The organism is Kitasatospora sp. NPDC127035 (genome assembly GCF_042726075.1).
GTDB lineage: Bacteria > Actinomycetota > Actinomycetes > Streptomycetales > Streptomycetaceae > Kitasatospora.
Map to the genome: position 1 here is coordinate 120,276 of NZ_JBHXDN010000008.1, position 14,430 is coordinate 134,705.

Here is a 14,430-nt window from a genome sequence, read left to right on the forward strand (position 1 = left end):
CGCCCGATCGATCCACGGAGGAGCAGCCATGACGAACCCCCAGTCCGACATCCCCCAGACCGACACCCGCCAGACCGACACCCGCCGGCACGACACCACCCCGGCCGGGGCCAGCATCGCGTACGGGCGTCCGCACCAGGACGGCGCGGTGCTCGACCTCTTCACCAGCTGGGCCCACCGGACCCCGCACGCCCCGGCGCTGATCGACGGCGAGCAGACCCTGAGCTACGCGGAACTCGACGCCCTCGCGTCGGAGTTCGCCGACGTCCTGGCCGACCGCGTCCGCCCCGGCGACCTGGTCGGCCTCTGCCTGGACCACTCCGCGGCCCTGGTCGCGGCCACCGTCGCCGTCGCCAGACTCGGCGCCGTCCACCTGCCGCTCGGCCCGCGTCCCGGCGAGCGCCGGCTCCAGGCCGTCGCCGAACAGCTGCGGCCCGCGTGCCTGGTCGGTGACCCGGCACTGCTGCCGCCGTCCCACCGGGACGGGCTCCACCGGCCGCTGACCGCCCCCGGCGCGGCCGGCGCGGTCGCCGCCTTCGCCGCCGACCGCGCGGCGGGGGTCCGCATCCCCGCCGGCACCCTGTACACCGTGCTCACCTCGGGCTCCACCGGCACCCCCAAGGCCGTCGCGGTCACCGAGTCCGCGCTCGGCGCGATGCTGCAGTGGTACCGCGAGCTGACCGGCCTCGGCCCCGGCGACCGGCACAGCCTGCTCATCGGGGTCGCCTTCGACCCGCACCTGATGGAGCTCTGGGCCACCCTCACCTCCGGCGCCGCGCTCGTCGTCGCCCCCGACGCCGTCCGCTGGGACCCGACCGCGCTCACCGACTGGTGGCGCACGGCCGGCATCACCGTCGGCGTGCTGCCCACCCCGCTGGCCGAGCCCGTCCTCGACCGCCCCTGGCCCGCCGGACTAACCCTGCGGCACCTCTGCGTCGGCGGGGACCGGCTGCGGCGCGCCCCGGGGCCGGACGTCACCGCGACCGTCCACAACGCCTACGGTCCCGCCGAGGCCACCGTCGTCACGACGGTCCACAGCATGGCGCCCGGCGCGGACCACGGAGCGGGCGCGCCGCCGATCGGCCGCCCGATCCCCGGCGCCGTCGTCCTGGTCACCGACGAGGACGGCCGCCCGGTGCCGCACGGCCACGCGGGCGAACTGCGGATCGGCGGGCGGGGCCTGGCCATCGGCTACCTCGACGCCGAGCTCACCGCCCGACGCTTCGTCTCGGCGCCCGACGAGATCGAGGGCACCGACCGGGTCTACCGCAGCGGCGACCGCGTGCTGATGCGCCCCGACGGCGTGGTCGAGTTCCTCGGCCGGCTCGACGACCAGGTCAAGGTCAGCGGGGTGCGGATCGAACCGGCCGAGGTCGAGGCCGCCCTCGAACGCGACCCCCGGGTCCGCCGCGCCGCCGTCGTCGCCCGCCCGGGCACGGCCGGCGGTGCCCACCTGCTCGCCTTCGTCCAGCCCGCGCCGGAGGAACCCGCACCCGCGGCGGCCGACCTGCTGGACGCCGTCCGGCCCTGGCTGCCCGAGCAGGCCGTGCCGGGCACCCTGCGGCTGGTCGACACCTTCCCGCTGGACGCCAACGGGAAGATCGACCGGGCCGCGCTGCTCAAGGCCGAGGACGCCGGCCGCCCGGCCGGACCCGCGCCCGAGACGGCCGCCACCGCCACCGAGCGGACCGTGCTCCGGCTCTGCCACGAGCTGCTCGGCCGCACGGACCTCGAACCGGCGGACAACTTCCTCGACTCGGGCGGGACGTCGGTCACCGCCGCCCGACTGCTCGCCGCACTGGAGGACGCGTACGGAGTACGGCTGCGCGCCCCGCTGCTGCTGCGCCAGCCCGACCTGCGGGCCATCGCCCGGCTGATCGACGAGCGGCTCACGAGCGCCGCCACCGGCTGACGGGCCGCCGCACCTCCCGACCGCCGCCGCAGGGCACCCCGGTACGCCGCCGGGGTGCCCGGAAGGGAACCACCCCATGACCTCCACCGCCGCGCACACCCCTGCCACCGGTGACGCCCCGCCCGCCGGCGCGCCCGAAGCCGCCACCGTTCCGGCGCTCATCGCCGGGCAGGCGGCGCTGCGCCCCCGCGCCCTCGCCGTCACCGACGGCTCCACCGCCCTGACCTACCGCGAACTCGTCACCACCGCGGGCCGGCTGGCCGCCGACCTGGCCGCCCGAGGGGTCGGCCCCGGCACCGCCGTCGGCCTGCTCTGCGCCCGCGCGACCCGCCAGGCCGTGGCCCAGCTCGCCGTCTGGTGGGCCGGCGGCCACGTGGTGCCGCTCGACCCGGCCTACCCGCGTCCGCGCCTCACCGGCATGCTCGACGACGCCGGCGTCCGGCTCACCCTCGGGGACAAGGCGCTGCTCGCCGACGCCGGCCTCCCCGCGGACCGCTCGCTGGCGCTCACCGAGTCCGGTCGCGCCGCGGCCGGCACGGTGGAGACCGCCGAGGGCGCCGACCCGGTGCACCCGGACCCGGCCGGCGTCGCCCTCGTTTACTACACCTCCGGCTCCACCGGGCAGCCGAAGGGCGTCCAGGTGCCGCACAGCGCCGTCGCCGACCTGGTGACCGCCCCCGACGGGATCGCGCTGGGCCCCGGCGACCGCGTCCTGCTCCACTCGCCCGCCGCCTTCGACGCCGCCACCTTCGAGCTGTGGGCCCCGCTGGTCCGCGGGGCCGCCGTCGCCGTCTCGCCCGCCGAACGGCCGACCCCCGAGGAGCTCGCGCGCGACATCGAGCGGTTCGGCGTCACGACGGCGTTCCTCACCACCGCGCTCTTCCACCAGCTGGCGGCCCGCCGCTCGCGGATCTTCGGTGTCCTGCGGACCCTGATCGTCGGTGGCGAGGCGCTCTCCGTCGAGCACGCGGACGCGGTCCTGCGCGCCTTCCCCTGGCTCGACCTGGTCAACGCCTACGGGCCCACCGAGGCCACCACCTACACCACCCTGCACCGCATCCGGCCGGCCGACTGCACGGGCCCGATCCCGATCGGCCGCCCCTTCGGCGGCGCCCGCACCTTCGTCCTCGACGAGGAGCGGCGGCCCGTCGCGGACGGCACCCGCGGCGAACTCTGGATCGGCGGGGCCCGGTTGGCCCTCGGCTACCTCGGCCGACCGGAGCTGACCGCCGAGCGGTTCGCGGACCTCCCCGGCCTCGGCCGGGCGTACCGCACGGGCGACCGCGCCGCGCGGCGCCCCGACGGCACGCTGGAGTTCCACGGCCGGCTGGACGACCAGGTGAAGGTCCGCGGCTTCCGGATCGAACCCGGCGAGGTCGAGCACGCGCTGCGCAGCCTGCCCGAGGTCGCCGAGACGGCGGTCGTGGTCCGCCGGGCGGGGCACGAGGACGCCGCGCTGGCCGCGTACGTCGTCCCCGCCGAGGGCACCCGCCCCGTCCCCGACGCGCTCCGCCGGCAGCTCGCCGAGCGCCTCCCGGCGCACCTGGTGCCCACCGCCTGGACCGTGCTGGACGCCCTCCCGCTCACCGGCAGCGGGAAGGTCGACCGCCGGGCCCTGGCGTCCGACGACCGGCCCGCGCCCGGGGCCGCCGCCGGGCCGGGCGCCGGCGCCGCGCTCACCCCGATCCAGCAGGTCGTCGCCGCGGCCTGGTCGCGGGCCCTGGAGCACGAAGTGACCGCTCCCGAAGCGGACTTCTTCGCCGAGGGCGGCCACTCGCTGCTCGCGATGTGGGTCGTCGACGACCTCCGCGAGGACCTCGGCGTCGACCTGCCGCTCGGCGACTTCCTCGACCACCCCACCGTGGCGGGCCAGGCGGCGCTGATCGAACGCGCCCTCCTCGCGGCCGAGTCCGCCGCGCCGGACGCCTCCGCCGAACCCGCCGAACCCGCCGAACCCGCCGAACCCGCCGAACCCGCGGACGGCGACGCCGTCCGGCCCGCCGCACACCACCAGGAGCCCACCCGATGACCGCCCCCGCCGACCAGGCAGGTCAGGCCGCCCCCGTCGACCAGGCCGCCCTGCTCCGCCGCGCCCGCCGCCGGGTCGCGGACGGGTCCGCCGACCGGGCGGGCGGCCCCCCGGCCGCCGTTCCCGGCCCCTCCGCCACCCCCGTGACCTCGGGCTCCGCCGCCGGCCCCGGTCGCGCCGTGAGCCCCGCCCGCGGCGCCGGGCCGGTCCCGCGGACCTCCGCCACCGGCGCGGCCCCGCTCTCCCACGCCCAGCAGCGGATGTGGCTGATGGAGCGGCTCGGCCAGGGCGGCGCGCGCTACCACGTCCCGCTCGCCACCAGGCTGCGCGGTCCGTTGGACCTCGACGCCCTCGCGACGGCCCTCACCGGCCTGACCGCCCGCCATGCGATCCTCCGTACCCGCTACGGACAGCGCGACGAGCGGCCCTACCAGGAGACCGGGCCGGTCGTCCCGATCCCGGTCCCCGTGCGGCCCGCCGCCCCGGAAGGCACCGATCCCGGCAGCACCGACCCCGGCAGCACCGACCCCGACGGCACCGCGCTGCTGCACGCCGAAGCGGCCCGCCCGTTCGACCTCGCCACCGGCCCCGTGCTCCGCGCACTCGCCCTCCGGCACGCCCCCGACGACCACACCGTCCTCCTGACGATCCACCACATCGCCGTCGACGGAGGGTCCCTGCCGATCCTCGCCGCCGACCTCGCGGCCCTGTACGCGGACGCCGCCGGGCTCCGACCGGAGGACCTCCCCGAGCCGGGACTCCCGTACGCCGACTACGCCCGCTGGGAGCGGGGCCGCGACGACGAGCTCGCCGCCACGGCGGCCGACCGGGCCGCCGCGCTCACCGGCGCCCGGCCGCTGCCGCTGCTGCGCCCCGTCCCGCCCGGCACCCCCGACCGGCGGGCCGCCCTGCACGGCTCCCCGCTCGCCGCGGGCACCCTCGACGACCTGCGCAGGCTCGGCGCCCGGCACGGGGCCACGCTCTTCGCCGTCGTCCTGGCCGCCGCCTTCGCCGCCCTGCGCACCGCCACCGGCGAGCCCGACCTCGTCCTCGGCTGCGCCGGCGGCCACCGGGCCCGCCCGGAACTGCGCCGACTGGTCGGCCTCCAGGTCAACACCCTGCCGGTCCGCGCCGAACTCCCCGGCCGCGACCCGGTCTTCACCGACGTCCTGGCCGCCGTCCGGACCGCCCTGCTCGACGCGCAGGTCCACCACGACGTCCCGTTCGACCTGGTCGTCGAGCGGCTCGGCCCCGCCGCCCGGGGCGCGGACGGCACCTCGCTGCTCGCCGTCAGCTGCGACCTGGTCGGCCCGTCGGAGCCGCTGACCCTGCCCGGTCTCGCCGCCGAGGCCGTCGACATCGACCTCGGTCTCGCGAAGTTCGGCCTCACCCTGCTGGTCGAGGACGGCCCGCAGCCGCGCTGCCTGCTCCAGCACGACCCGGCCGCCCTCGACGAGCCCACCGCCCGCCGTCTGCACGCCGCCTTCGCCGAGCTGCTCGTGGCCGTCGCCGCCGACGCCGACCGCCCGCTCTCCGAGCTCCCCGGCAGCCGCCTCGCCGCCCCGCCGTCGCCCGCCGGGTCCGTCGGACCGGAGCACCCCGCGGTCGCCGCCCTGCTCGCCGACCCCCGGGTCGCCGACGCCGCCGTGCTCGCCCCGGACGACGGTCCGGCGCTCGCCTACGCGGTGGTCCGCGGCCCGTCCGCCCCGGGCGGCACCGACCTGCGCGCGGGCCTCCGCCGACAACTGCCGCCCGACCGGCTCCCCGCCGCCGTCACCCTCATGGACACCCTGCCCCGCCACCCCGACGGCACCCTCGACCCGGCCCGCCTCCCCGGCGCGCCCGCCGCCGCCCCGTCCGCCCACCTCGACGCGGTGCTGGCGGCGTTCGGGGACCTGCTGGGCGGACGCCCGTCGCCGGACGGGGACTTCTTCGGGCTGGGCGGCCACTCGCTGGTGGCGGTCCAGCTGGCGGAGCGGCTCCGGACCGGCACGGGTCTGCCGCTGACCGGGCTGGACGTTCTCGAACAGCGCACGCCCCGGGCGCTGGCCGGCCTCCTCACCACCCGCGCCGCGGAACGGCGCTCCACCGCGACCGCGTCCGCCGCCGCGGGCGTGCGGACCGGGACCGGCCGGAGCACGGCCACCCGGGCCGGCACCGTGCTGCTCACGGGGGCCACCGGCGGTGTCGGCGCGGCCGTCCTCCAGGAGCTCGTCGCCCAGGGCCGACCGGTCCGCGCCCTGGTCCGCCCCGAGTCGGCGCACCTGGTGGCCCGCAGCGGCGTCGAGGTCGCGGAGGGGGACCTCGCCGACCTCGACAGCCTGCGCCGGTCCGTCGAGGGCGTGGACGCCGTCATCCACTCCGCGTGCACGTTCACCGAGCACGCCGTCGACGTCGCCGCGATGCGCGCCCTGGTGGACGGTTGGCGCGGCGGGGCCGGCTTCGTCTTCGTCAGCAGCGTCGACGCCTACGGGCGCCCCGCGCCGGGCGAGGTCGCCGAGGGCGCCCCGGCCACCGGGCCGGTCAGCCCGTACGGGCGGGCCAAGGCGGAGTGCGAGCGGATCCTCCGCGAGTCCGCCGACGGTCGGGGACCCTGGACGGTGGTCCGCTCGCCGCTGGTCTGGGGGCCGAACCGGCGGCTGCGCGACCAGCTCCGCTGGGGCGCCACCGGCGCGCTCTACCAGGACGCCCTGGCGGGCCGGCCGATCACCCTGCCGCGGTCCGCGCCGGAGGGCGGCGCCGACTGGTACGGCGCGAGCTGGGTGCACTCGGCGGCCCTCGCCCGCGCCCTGGCGGGCGGCCTCACCCGGGCACCGGGCCGGGTGGTCAACGCGGTGACCGGCCACGTCTCCTGGACGGACTTCGCCACCGAGCTGGTCCGCCTGCTCGGCTCGGCCGGCGCCGTCACCGCCACGGAGGACGCGGACCCCGAGCTGCGCCGCCCGTGGCGCTACCGGGCCGACGCGCTCGCCGAGCTGCTCCGCCCGGAGCCCGGGGAGGACTGGCGCGCCGTCCTCGCCGCGATGACCGGGCCGGCCGGCTGACCCGCACGAGCGGACACCCCGCAGGCCGCAGGCCGACGGGGTGTCCGCTCGACGGACCGGCACCGGCCCTCAGCCGGTGCGCTCCCAGCGGTAGAACTCGTGCGCCATGGCGTCCTTCGGCCCGCGCCAGGTGGCCGGGTCGTACGCCTGGACGTACGCGGTGAGCGCGTCGCTGACCGCCCGGAACTCCGGGTGCCCGACGACCTGGGCGACGGCCGGGCCGGGCGGCCGGTCCGCCTCGATCAGGTGGAGGTAGACGTCGCCGAACTGGAAGAGGCTCCGCCCGGTGACGCCGATCAGCTGGGGCAGCTCGCCCCGGTCGGACTCGGCGAACACGTCGGCGATGCCCCGGGCCGCGTCCGGCTTCATCCGGGCGACGATCAGCGCGCGGTGGGTCTGCGTGGTGAGGGGGGACGTCGTGCTCACAGCTCCGCGGCCTTCTTCTCGACCTTCTCGCGGATCAGCTGCAGCTGGATCCGCGAGTTGCGGTTGATGTGGTTGACCATGCCGTCGTCGTCGACCGGCGCGGTGGGCTTCATCGAGAAGTCCTGCACCCAGCGCATCCTGGTGCCGGCCGGGACCTCCGCGTACTCCCACTGGATGTCCATGAACTCGAACGGGCCGGGTTCGACCCGCCGGGCCCGGACCGCGAGCGAGGACCGGTCGGTGGTGCGCTCGGAGACCCAGCTCCACACCTTCCCGTCGTCGTCGGGGTGCATGGTCAGCCGGAAGGTGACCCGGTCGCCGTCCCGCTCCAGCACCTCGACCGAGGCGTACTCGCTGAACAGCTGGGGCCAGTTCTCCAGGTCGTTGGTGATCTCCCAGACCAGGTCGAGCGGTGCCGCGATGACGATCTCGTTGTCGGTGTGTCCGGCCATCTCAGGCACCCGCCTTCGCGGTGACGGCGGAGTTGACCAGGTCGAGGAACTCGGCGGGGGTCTTCGCCGACTCCGCGCCGTTGGTGACCTTCACGCCGTGCCGGTTCTCCAGCTCGCCGACCACGCCGAGCAGGCCGAGGGAGTCCACGCCGAAGTCGTCGAAGCTGACGCCGGGGCGCTCCAGGTCGAGGGGGTCGACGGCGACGCCGGCCCGGGCCTGGATGAGCGTCGCGAGTTCGGGATAGCTGAGGGTGTTGCTCACGGGATGTCCCTTCATAGCGTGCGAGTTGCGGTTGAGCGGCCGGACGGTCGAGCCGGCGGGGCGGGCGACGGGCGACCGGTGGAGCGGTGGAACGACGGCACGGGCGGGGCGTGGATCAGGCCTCCCGGTCGCCACGCCGGAGCACCAGGGCCGAGTTGGAGCCCATCAGCCCGCGGCTGAGCACCAGCGCGGTGCGCAGCTCGGCCGGCCGGGCGCGCCCGGTCACCAGGGCCAGGTCGTGTCCGACCTCGGTGACGTTCGGGGTGGGCGGCAGGACGCCGTCCTCCATGGCGAGCACGGCGGCGGCGGTGTCGAGCACCGGCGCGCCGCAGTAGGCCCGGCCGGTGCCGGCCTTCGGGGCGGTGACCGGGACGCGTTCGGCGTACGGGCCGAGCGCGTCGGCCAGGGCGAGCGCCTCGGCGCGGTCGGCGGCGGGGACGCCGAGGGCGTCGGCGAAGACCACGTCGACCTCCTCCGGCGAGATCCTGGCCTGGTCGAGGGCGATCCGGATGGCGGCGGCCAGGCCCTCCCGGGACTCCTCCCAGCGGGAGGCACCGGTGAAGGTGGCGCCGTGCCCGGCCAGGTACGCCCGGACGGTGGCGCCGCGCCCGAGGGCGGTCCGCTCGTCCTCCAGGAGGAGCATCGCGCCGCCCTCGGCGGGGGCGAAGCCGCAGGCCGCGGGGGAGAAGGGCAGGTAGGCCCGGTCGGCCCGGTCGGCGAGGCTGACCTCGGGGTAGCCGAGCTGGCAGACCATCGAGTACGGCGCGAGCGGGGCCTCGGCGGCGCCGGCCACCACCGCGTCGGTGCCGCGTTCGATGGCGCGGGCGGCGTGGGCCAGGGCGTCCAGGCCGCCGGCCTCGTCGCTGGCGACCACCCCGCACGGGCCCTTGTAGCCGCCGCGGATGGAGACCTGGCCGGTGCTGGCGGCGTAGAACCAGGCGATGGACTGGTAGGGGCCGACGAACTGCGGTCCCTTGCCCCAGAGTTGCTGGAGTTCGCCCTGGCCGAACTCGCCGCCGCCGGAGCCGGCCGCGGTGACCACGCCGACCGCGTACGGGTCGTCGGGGTCGGGGACGTATCCGGCGTCCGCCACCGCCTGGTCGGCGGCGGCCATCGCGTAGTGCGTGAACCGGTCGGTCTGCACCAGGTGGCGGCTGTCGATGGCGGCGGCCGGGTCGAAGTCCCTCACCTGGCCCGCGATGCGCAGGGGGAAGTCCGCGCAGCCCTCACGGGATATCCGGTCGAGGACGCTCACGCCCTGCCTGGTGGCCTTCCAGAAGGCGTCGGCCCCCACGCCGTTCGGCGCCACCACGCCGAGGCCGGTGATCACCGCCCGGCGGTTCTGCTGACGTGACGTCATGGATCTCACCCCGTTCTTGTGAGCACGACGGCGGACTGGAATCCACCGAACCCGCTGCCGACCGAGAGGATGTGGCGCAGCGGCATCTCCCGCGCGGTGCGCGGTACGTAGTCGAGGTCGCACTCCGGGTCGGGTGTCTCGTAGTTGGCGGTCGGCGGGACGACGCCGCGGTCGAGCGCGAGGGTGCAGGCGACCACCTCGATCGCGCCGATCGCGCCGAGCGAGTGCCCGACCATCGACTTGATCGAACTCATCGGCGTCCGGTAGGCGTGCTCGCCGAGCGAGCGTTTGACGGCCGCCGTCTCGTGCCGGTCGTTCTGCTTGGTGCCCGAGCCGTGTGCGTTGACGTAGTCGACGTCGCCGCGGTCGACCCTGGCGTGGGCGAGCGCGTGGTCGATCGACCGGGACATCTCCAGCCCCTCCTGGGTGAGGCCGGTCATGTGGTAGGCGTTGCCGAAGGTGGCGAAGCCGCCGATCTCGCCGTAGATCCGGGCGCCGCGCCGCCGGGCGTGTTCCAGTTCCTCCAGGACGAGGACGGCGCCGCCCTCGCCGAGCACGAAGCCGTCACGGTGGGCGTCGAACGGCCGGGAGGCGTGCGCCGGGTCGTCGTTGCGCTCGCTGGTGGCCTTGATGGCGTCGAAGCAGGCGACGGTGATCGGCGAGATCGGGGAGTCGGAGGCGCCGGCGAGACAGATGTCGGCGCGGCCCTCCTCGACGCTCTGGAAGGCGTACCCGATGGCGTCGAGGCCGGAGGTGCAGCCGGTGGAGACGGTCTGCACCGGGCCGCGCGCCCCGGTCCGCTCGGCGACCGCCGAGGCGAGCGTCGAGGGCGCGAAGGCCCGGTGCAGCTGCGGTTCGGCCCGCCGGTGGTCGACGTCCCAGCGGGCGCCGCCGGCGCTGACCAGGGCGTAGTCGTGCTCCAGCCGGGTGGTGCCGCCGACGGCGGTGCCGAGCGAGACGCCGATCCGCCACGGGTCCTCGGCGGCCAGGTCCAGCCCGGAGTCGGCGAGCGCCTCGTCGGTGGCCACCATGGCGAACTGGACGTAACGGTCGGCCCGTTGGACTTCGTCGGGGCCGAGCCCGTGGGCGGCCGGGTCGAAGTCGCACTCGGCGGCGATCCGGGAGCGGAACCCGGTGGGGTCGAAGAGCGTGATGCCCCGGGTCGCCGTCCGCCCGGAGGTGAGGAGTTCCCAGAACGCGGGGACACCGACTCCGCCGGGCGCGACCACGCCGATTCCGGTGACGGCGACCCGTCGCCGGCTCACGAGGCCACCTTGGCGTGTTCCGGCGGGGCGGAGGTGCCCACCGGCTCCGTCTCCTCGGTGTCGACGTGGCCGAGTTCGGGGCGGGGTGCCAGCGGGCCGAGGTGGAAGACCATCCGGGCCTCGGTGTCGCCGACGTTGCGGAACCGGTGGCGCATGTCGATGGGGATCATCAGACCCTGCTCGGGCTTGAGCACCCGGGTCTCGCCGTCCAGGTCCACCTCCAGGTCGCCGGCGACGACGAAGACGAACTCCTCGGAGTACGGGTGGTAGTGCTCGCCGATCCGCTCGCCGGGCTGCACGATGGCCAGCCCCATGAACCCGCTGGTGGCGCCGCAGGTGGTCGGGGTGAGGATGGCGCGCAGGTCGCCGCCGCGCCTGCGGTTCTCCGGCGCCTCGGAGACGTGCACGATCCGTGGGTACTGCGTGGACATGGTTTCTTCCTTACGGATGTCGGGATCGGTGGTGGTGGCCCGGCCGGGGAGGCGGCGGAGCGTCAGGCGGGCTGGGAGGTGCGGTCGGTGACCGGGTTCATGGCGCGGGCGGCGAGGACGGCGCTGAGCCCGCCGACGGTCCGCAGGTCGCCCTCCGGGCCGAGGTCGAGCAGCCGGCCGAGGAGGGCGGCCTCGCGCTCGCCGGCGACGCCGAGTCCTGCCGCCGGGTCCGCCTCGGCGGGGACCCGCAGGTCCACCAGGCGGACCACGACGTCGTCCCGGTGGAAGACGGTGCTGGTGACCACGGGCCCGGTCGGGTCGACGGTGGCCAGGTTGTCGTAGTCGGCGAGCAGGTCGGCGACGGCCTGGCCGTTGCCGGGCTTGACCGGGTAGAGCACCGCGTGCCGGTGCAGCCGGCCGGAGGCGGGGGAGCCGGCGATCGCCTGGTGCTCGGCCGGCAGTGCGGCCCGGGCGAAGAAGGCGCGGGCCGCCTGCGGGTCGCCCAGCTGGCGGGCCTCCTCCAGGTACGGGTTGATGGCCTCCTCGACGGCCCGTACCTCGGGCTGCATGGCGACGTGCCGCAGCGCGTCGCCGAGGTTGCCGACCACCTCGACCGCCCGGACCACCCGGTTGCCGTGCATGAACAGCGAGGTGCGGCGCAGCCGGGTGGTGTCGTCGACCTCGGCGCGGGGCGAGGTGTAGCCGGAGAGGATCCGGGCGACCTCCGGCTCGCTGCCGGGCTTGACGGTGAAGGTCAGGGCGTGCCGGACCACGCCGTCGGGCCCGGGGTCGGCCTTGGGCGGGCCGGCCTGTCCGGAGGGGGTGGTGCGCGGCAGGCCCTCGGGCACCTCCTGCGGGGCCCGGGTGCCGGTGACGCCGGCGGCGGAGGTCTCGCGGAGGATGGTGTAGCGCAGCGAGCGGAAGGTGTCGCTGACGCAGCCGTGCATCGGCTTGACCATCTCCCGGTGGGCCGGGCTGTCCACCCACTCCAGGAAGGTCTCCTGGTCCTCCCACTCGCTGGTGATGAGCCACTGGCGGGGGTCGTTGATGGACTGGCAGAGCTGGTCACTGACGTGGCCGGGGACGGTGGCCACCTGGTGGCGGAGCTGCTCGTACACGTCCATGAAGCGCTGCTGGGCGCCGTCCTGGATCTCCAGCATCAGCACCACCCGCAGGCGGGTCTCGGATTCGGAGTGCTGCCGCGCGGGGGGTTCGGACAGGGTCGTCATGATCCACTTTCTGCTTCTGGGCCGTACGCGTCGGGGGCCGCGTGCGGCGGCGCCGGGCCGGAGGGGCCGGGTGGCCTCCGGCGGGGGGAGGGCGGTGCGGTGGCGGTCGGCCGGTCGGGGTCGGCGCCAGGTCTGAGGTCGATCGTGCGCGGCGGGCACGGGCGGCGCGAGATATGCGGGCCATCCGGGCGAAGCGGCGGCAGAAGCCCCCCGGCGCGGGGGATGGAAGAACGGGGCCGCTGTGTCCGAGAGCCCCGTCGAGGGCGGCTCCGAGCCCGCATCAGGGCCCCGAACCTCCGTACAGGCTGGAGCAATTGATGAATCCGAAGGTTGACGACCGGGTGCCGGTCCTGATCGTCGGCGGCTCGCTGGTCGGGCTGTCCGCCTCGCTCTTCCTGGGCCGACTGGGTGTCAGACACCTGCTGGTCGAGAAGCACGCCGACACCTCGCATCACCCGCGTGGCCGAGGCAACAACGTCCGCACGATGGAGCTGTACCGGGTGGCCGGGATCGAGCCGGCGATCCGCGAGGCGGCCTCGGTGCTCGCGCCGAACCACGGCATCCTTCAGGCCCCCTCGCTGACCGGCGAGGAGCAGGAGTGGCTGTTCCGGGAGATCGACCCGGGCGGGCGGCTCGCCCGCTTCAGCCCCAGCTCGTGGTGCCTGTGCAGCCAGAACGACCTGGAACCGGTGCTGCTGCGGTCCTCCCGGGAGCTGGGCGCGGACATCCGGTTCTCGACCGAGCTGCTCTCCTTCGAGCAGGACGACGAGGGCGTGACGGCGCTGCTGCGCAGCCGGGAGACCGGCGAGGAGCGCCGGGTGCGGGCCGACTACCTGGTCGCGGCGGACGGTCCGCGAAGCCCGGTCCGGGAGGCCCTGGGGATCGGCCAGAGCGGCAAGGGCGAGCTGTTCCACAACGTCAGCATCACCTTCCGGGCGAAGCGGCTGGCCGAGGTGGTGGGCGACCGTCACTTCATCGCCTGCTACCTGACCGCTCCGGAGGCGGACGGCGCCCTGCTGCCGGTGGACAACCACGAGGAGTGGGTGTTCCACGCGCCCTGGCACCCGGAGCGCGGCGAGCCCCTGGAGGCGTTCACCGACGAGCGCTGCGTGCGGCACATCCGGGCCGCGGTCGGCATGCCGGACCTCGATGTCGAGATCACGGGGAGGGCCCCCTGGCACGCGGCCGAGCGGGTGGCCGACGGCTACTCCGCCGGGCGGGTGTTCCTGGCCGGGGACTCGGCGCACGAGATGTCCCCGACCGGGGCGTTCGGCTCCAACACCGGCATCCAGGACGCCCACAACCTGGCCTGGAAGCTGGCCGCGGCGCTGTGCGGCTGGGCCGGTCCGGGGCTGCTGGAGACGTACGGGAGCGAGCGGCGGCCGGTGGCCCAGGTGACCGGGGAGCGGGCGTCGGCGCGGTCGGCCGAGCACAGCCACCCGGGGTACGCGGTGGTGCCCGGCGTCGGCCGGCAGGCCGGTGTGCTGTCGGTGGCGCTCGGCTACCGGTACCGGTCGGGCGCCGTGACCGGGACCGATCCGGCCGGTCCGGTGGTGCCGGAGGCGTTCGAGTCGGCCGGTGAGCCCGGCAGCCGGGCGCCGCACCAGTGGCTGCTGCGCGCCGGGGTCCGGCTCTCCACCCTCGACCTGTACGAGCAGGCGATGGTGCTGCTGACCGGCCCGGAGGGCGCGGCCTGGCACGTGGCGGCGCGGCGGGCCGCGGACCGGCTGGCCGTCCCGCTCGACGCGTACCGGATCGGTGACGGGGCGGAGGACGACCTGGCGCCCGAGCCCGGCGGCGACTTCGCCGCGTCGCACGGCGTGCGCCCGGACGGTGCGGTGCTGGTGCGGCCCGACGGGTTCGTGGCCTGGCGGGCCGAGGGGGCGGCCGACGACCCGGAGGCGGAGGTGGAGCGGGCGCTGCGCGCGGTGCTGTCGCTGTAGACAGCGGTCCGCGAGGGAACGGGGCGGGCCCGCCGGGTTGGTGAACCGGCGGGCCCGCCCCGTGGCGCGAGGGGTGA

The 14,430-nt window shown here is 76.3% G+C and carries 11 protein-coding genes; 4 read left to right on the forward strand and 7 right to left on the reverse strand.

Annotated features, from left to right (window positions below; all coding sequences use genetic code 11):
• The first annotated feature begins 28 nt into the window (after nucleotides 1-28).
• The 3 genes from ACFWIC_RS07635 (at nucleotide 29) to ACFWIC_RS07645 (ending at nucleotide 6,985) form a co-directional block, all read left to right on the forward strand.
• Nucleotides 29-1,912, forward strand: a complete 1,884-nt coding sequence (locus ACFWIC_RS07635; protein ID WP_380516734.1) for a non-ribosomal peptide synthetase — start codon at nucleotides 29-31, stop codon at nucleotides 1,910-1,912.
• Nucleotides 1,913-1,988: 76 nt separating this feature from the next.
• Entirely contained in the window at nucleotides 1,989-3,941 is a 1,953-nt protein-coding gene (locus ACFWIC_RS07640; RefSeq protein ID WP_380516737.1) for an amino acid adenylation domain-containing protein, read from the forward strand.
• Nucleotides 3,938-6,985 carry a condensation domain-containing protein gene (locus ACFWIC_RS07645; protein WP_380516740.1) on the forward strand — a complete coding sequence of 1,016 codons (3,048 nt, stop codon included), beginning with the start codon at nucleotides 3,938-3,940 and terminating at the stop codon, nucleotides 6,983-6,985. The genes ACFWIC_RS07640 and ACFWIC_RS07645 overlap by 4 nt, the downstream gene beginning before the upstream one ends.
• Nucleotides 6,986-7,054: 69 nt before the next feature.
• On the opposite strand, the gene ACFWIC_RS07650 is transcribed toward ACFWIC_RS07645, so the two are convergent.
• The 7 genes from ACFWIC_RS07650 to ACFWIC_RS07680 all read right to left on the reverse strand — a co-directional run bounded on the left by ACFWIC_RS07650 (nucleotide 7,055) and on the right by ACFWIC_RS07680 (nucleotide 12,410).
• Nucleotides 7,055-7,411 carry a TcmI family type II polyketide cyclase gene (locus ACFWIC_RS07650; protein WP_329880062.1) on the reverse strand — a complete coding sequence of 119 codons (357 nt, stop codon included), beginning with the start codon at nucleotides 7,409-7,411 and terminating at the stop codon, nucleotides 7,055-7,057.
• Nucleotides 7,408-7,863, reverse strand: a complete 456-nt coding sequence (locus ACFWIC_RS07655; RefSeq protein WP_329880061.1) for an SRPBCC family protein — start codon at nucleotides 7,861-7,863, stop codon at nucleotides 7,408-7,410. Before ACFWIC_RS07655 ends, ACFWIC_RS07650 begins: the two co-directional genes overlap by 4 nt.
• A 1-nt stretch (nucleotide 7,864) precedes the next feature.
• On the reverse strand, nucleotides 7,865-8,125 hold the full coding sequence (locus ACFWIC_RS07660; RefSeq protein WP_329951011.1) for an acyl carrier protein: 261 nt from the start codon (nucleotides 8,123-8,125) through the stop codon (nucleotides 7,865-7,867).
• A 115-nt stretch (nucleotides 8,126-8,240) separates the two neighbouring features.
• Nucleotides 8,241-9,485: a beta-ketoacyl synthase N-terminal-like domain-containing protein gene (locus tag ACFWIC_RS07665; protein WP_329951012.1), complete on the reverse strand. Its 1,245-nt coding sequence runs from the start codon at nucleotides 9,483-9,485 to the stop codon at nucleotides 8,241-8,243.
• A gap of 5 nt (nucleotides 9,486-9,490) precedes the next feature.
• On the reverse strand, nucleotides 9,491-10,750 hold the full coding sequence (locus ACFWIC_RS07670; protein ID WP_329880057.1) for a beta-ketoacyl-[acyl-carrier-protein] synthase family protein: 1,260 nt from the start codon (nucleotides 10,748-10,750) through the stop codon (nucleotides 9,491-9,493).
• Nucleotides 10,747-11,181: a cupin domain-containing protein gene (locus ACFWIC_RS07675; RefSeq protein ID WP_329880056.1), complete on the reverse strand. Its 435-nt coding sequence runs from the start codon at nucleotides 11,179-11,181 to the stop codon at nucleotides 10,747-10,749. Before ACFWIC_RS07675 ends, ACFWIC_RS07670 begins: the two co-directional genes overlap by 4 nt.
• A gap of 62 nt (nucleotides 11,182-11,243) precedes the next feature.
• Nucleotides 11,244-12,410 (reverse strand): SchA/CurD-like domain-containing protein, encoded by a 1,167-nt coding sequence (locus ACFWIC_RS07680; protein ID WP_329951013.1) that lies wholly within the window; start codon nucleotides 12,408-12,410, stop codon nucleotides 11,244-11,246.
• A 317-nt stretch (nucleotides 12,411-12,727) separates the two neighbouring features.
• Between ACFWIC_RS07680 and ACFWIC_RS07685 the strand changes: the two genes are divergently transcribed.
• A complete protein-coding gene (locus tag ACFWIC_RS07685; protein ID WP_329951014.1) occupies nucleotides 12,728-14,353 on the forward strand; it encodes an FAD-dependent monooxygenase in 1,626 nt (541 codons plus the stop codon).
• Nucleotides 14,354-14,430 lie beyond the last annotated feature (77 nt).

Coding starts and splice junctions, on each gene's coding strand:
- ACFWIC_RS07655 (WP_329880061.1), bottom strand. CDS start 7,863: ATGGCCGGACACACCGACAACGAGATCGTCATCGCGGCACCGCTCGAC.
- ACFWIC_RS07680 (WP_329951013.1), bottom strand. CDS start 12,410: ATGACGACCCTGTCCGAACCCCCCGCGCGGCAGCACTCCGAATCCGAG.
- ACFWIC_RS07640 (WP_380516737.1), top strand. CDS start 1,989: ATGACCTCCACCGCCGCGCACACCCCTGCCACCGGTGACGCCCCGCCC.
- ACFWIC_RS07675 (WP_329880056.1), bottom strand. CDS start 11,181: ATGTCCACGCAGTACCCACGGATCGTGCACGTCTCCGAGGCGCCGGAG.
- ACFWIC_RS07645 (WP_380516740.1), top strand. CDS start 3,938: ATGACCGCCCCCGCCGACCAGGCAGGTCAGGCCGCCCCCGTCGACCAG.
- ACFWIC_RS07635 (WP_380516734.1), top strand. CDS start 29: ATGACGAACCCCCAGTCCGACATCCCCCAGACCGACACCCGCCAGACC.
- ACFWIC_RS07685 (WP_329951014.1), top strand. CDS start 12,728: ATGAATCCGAAGGTTGACGACCGGGTGCCGGTCCTGATCGTCGGCGGC.
- ACFWIC_RS07665 (WP_329951012.1), bottom strand. CDS start 9,485: ATGACGTCACGTCAGCAGAACCGCCGGGCGGTGATCACCGGCCTCGGC.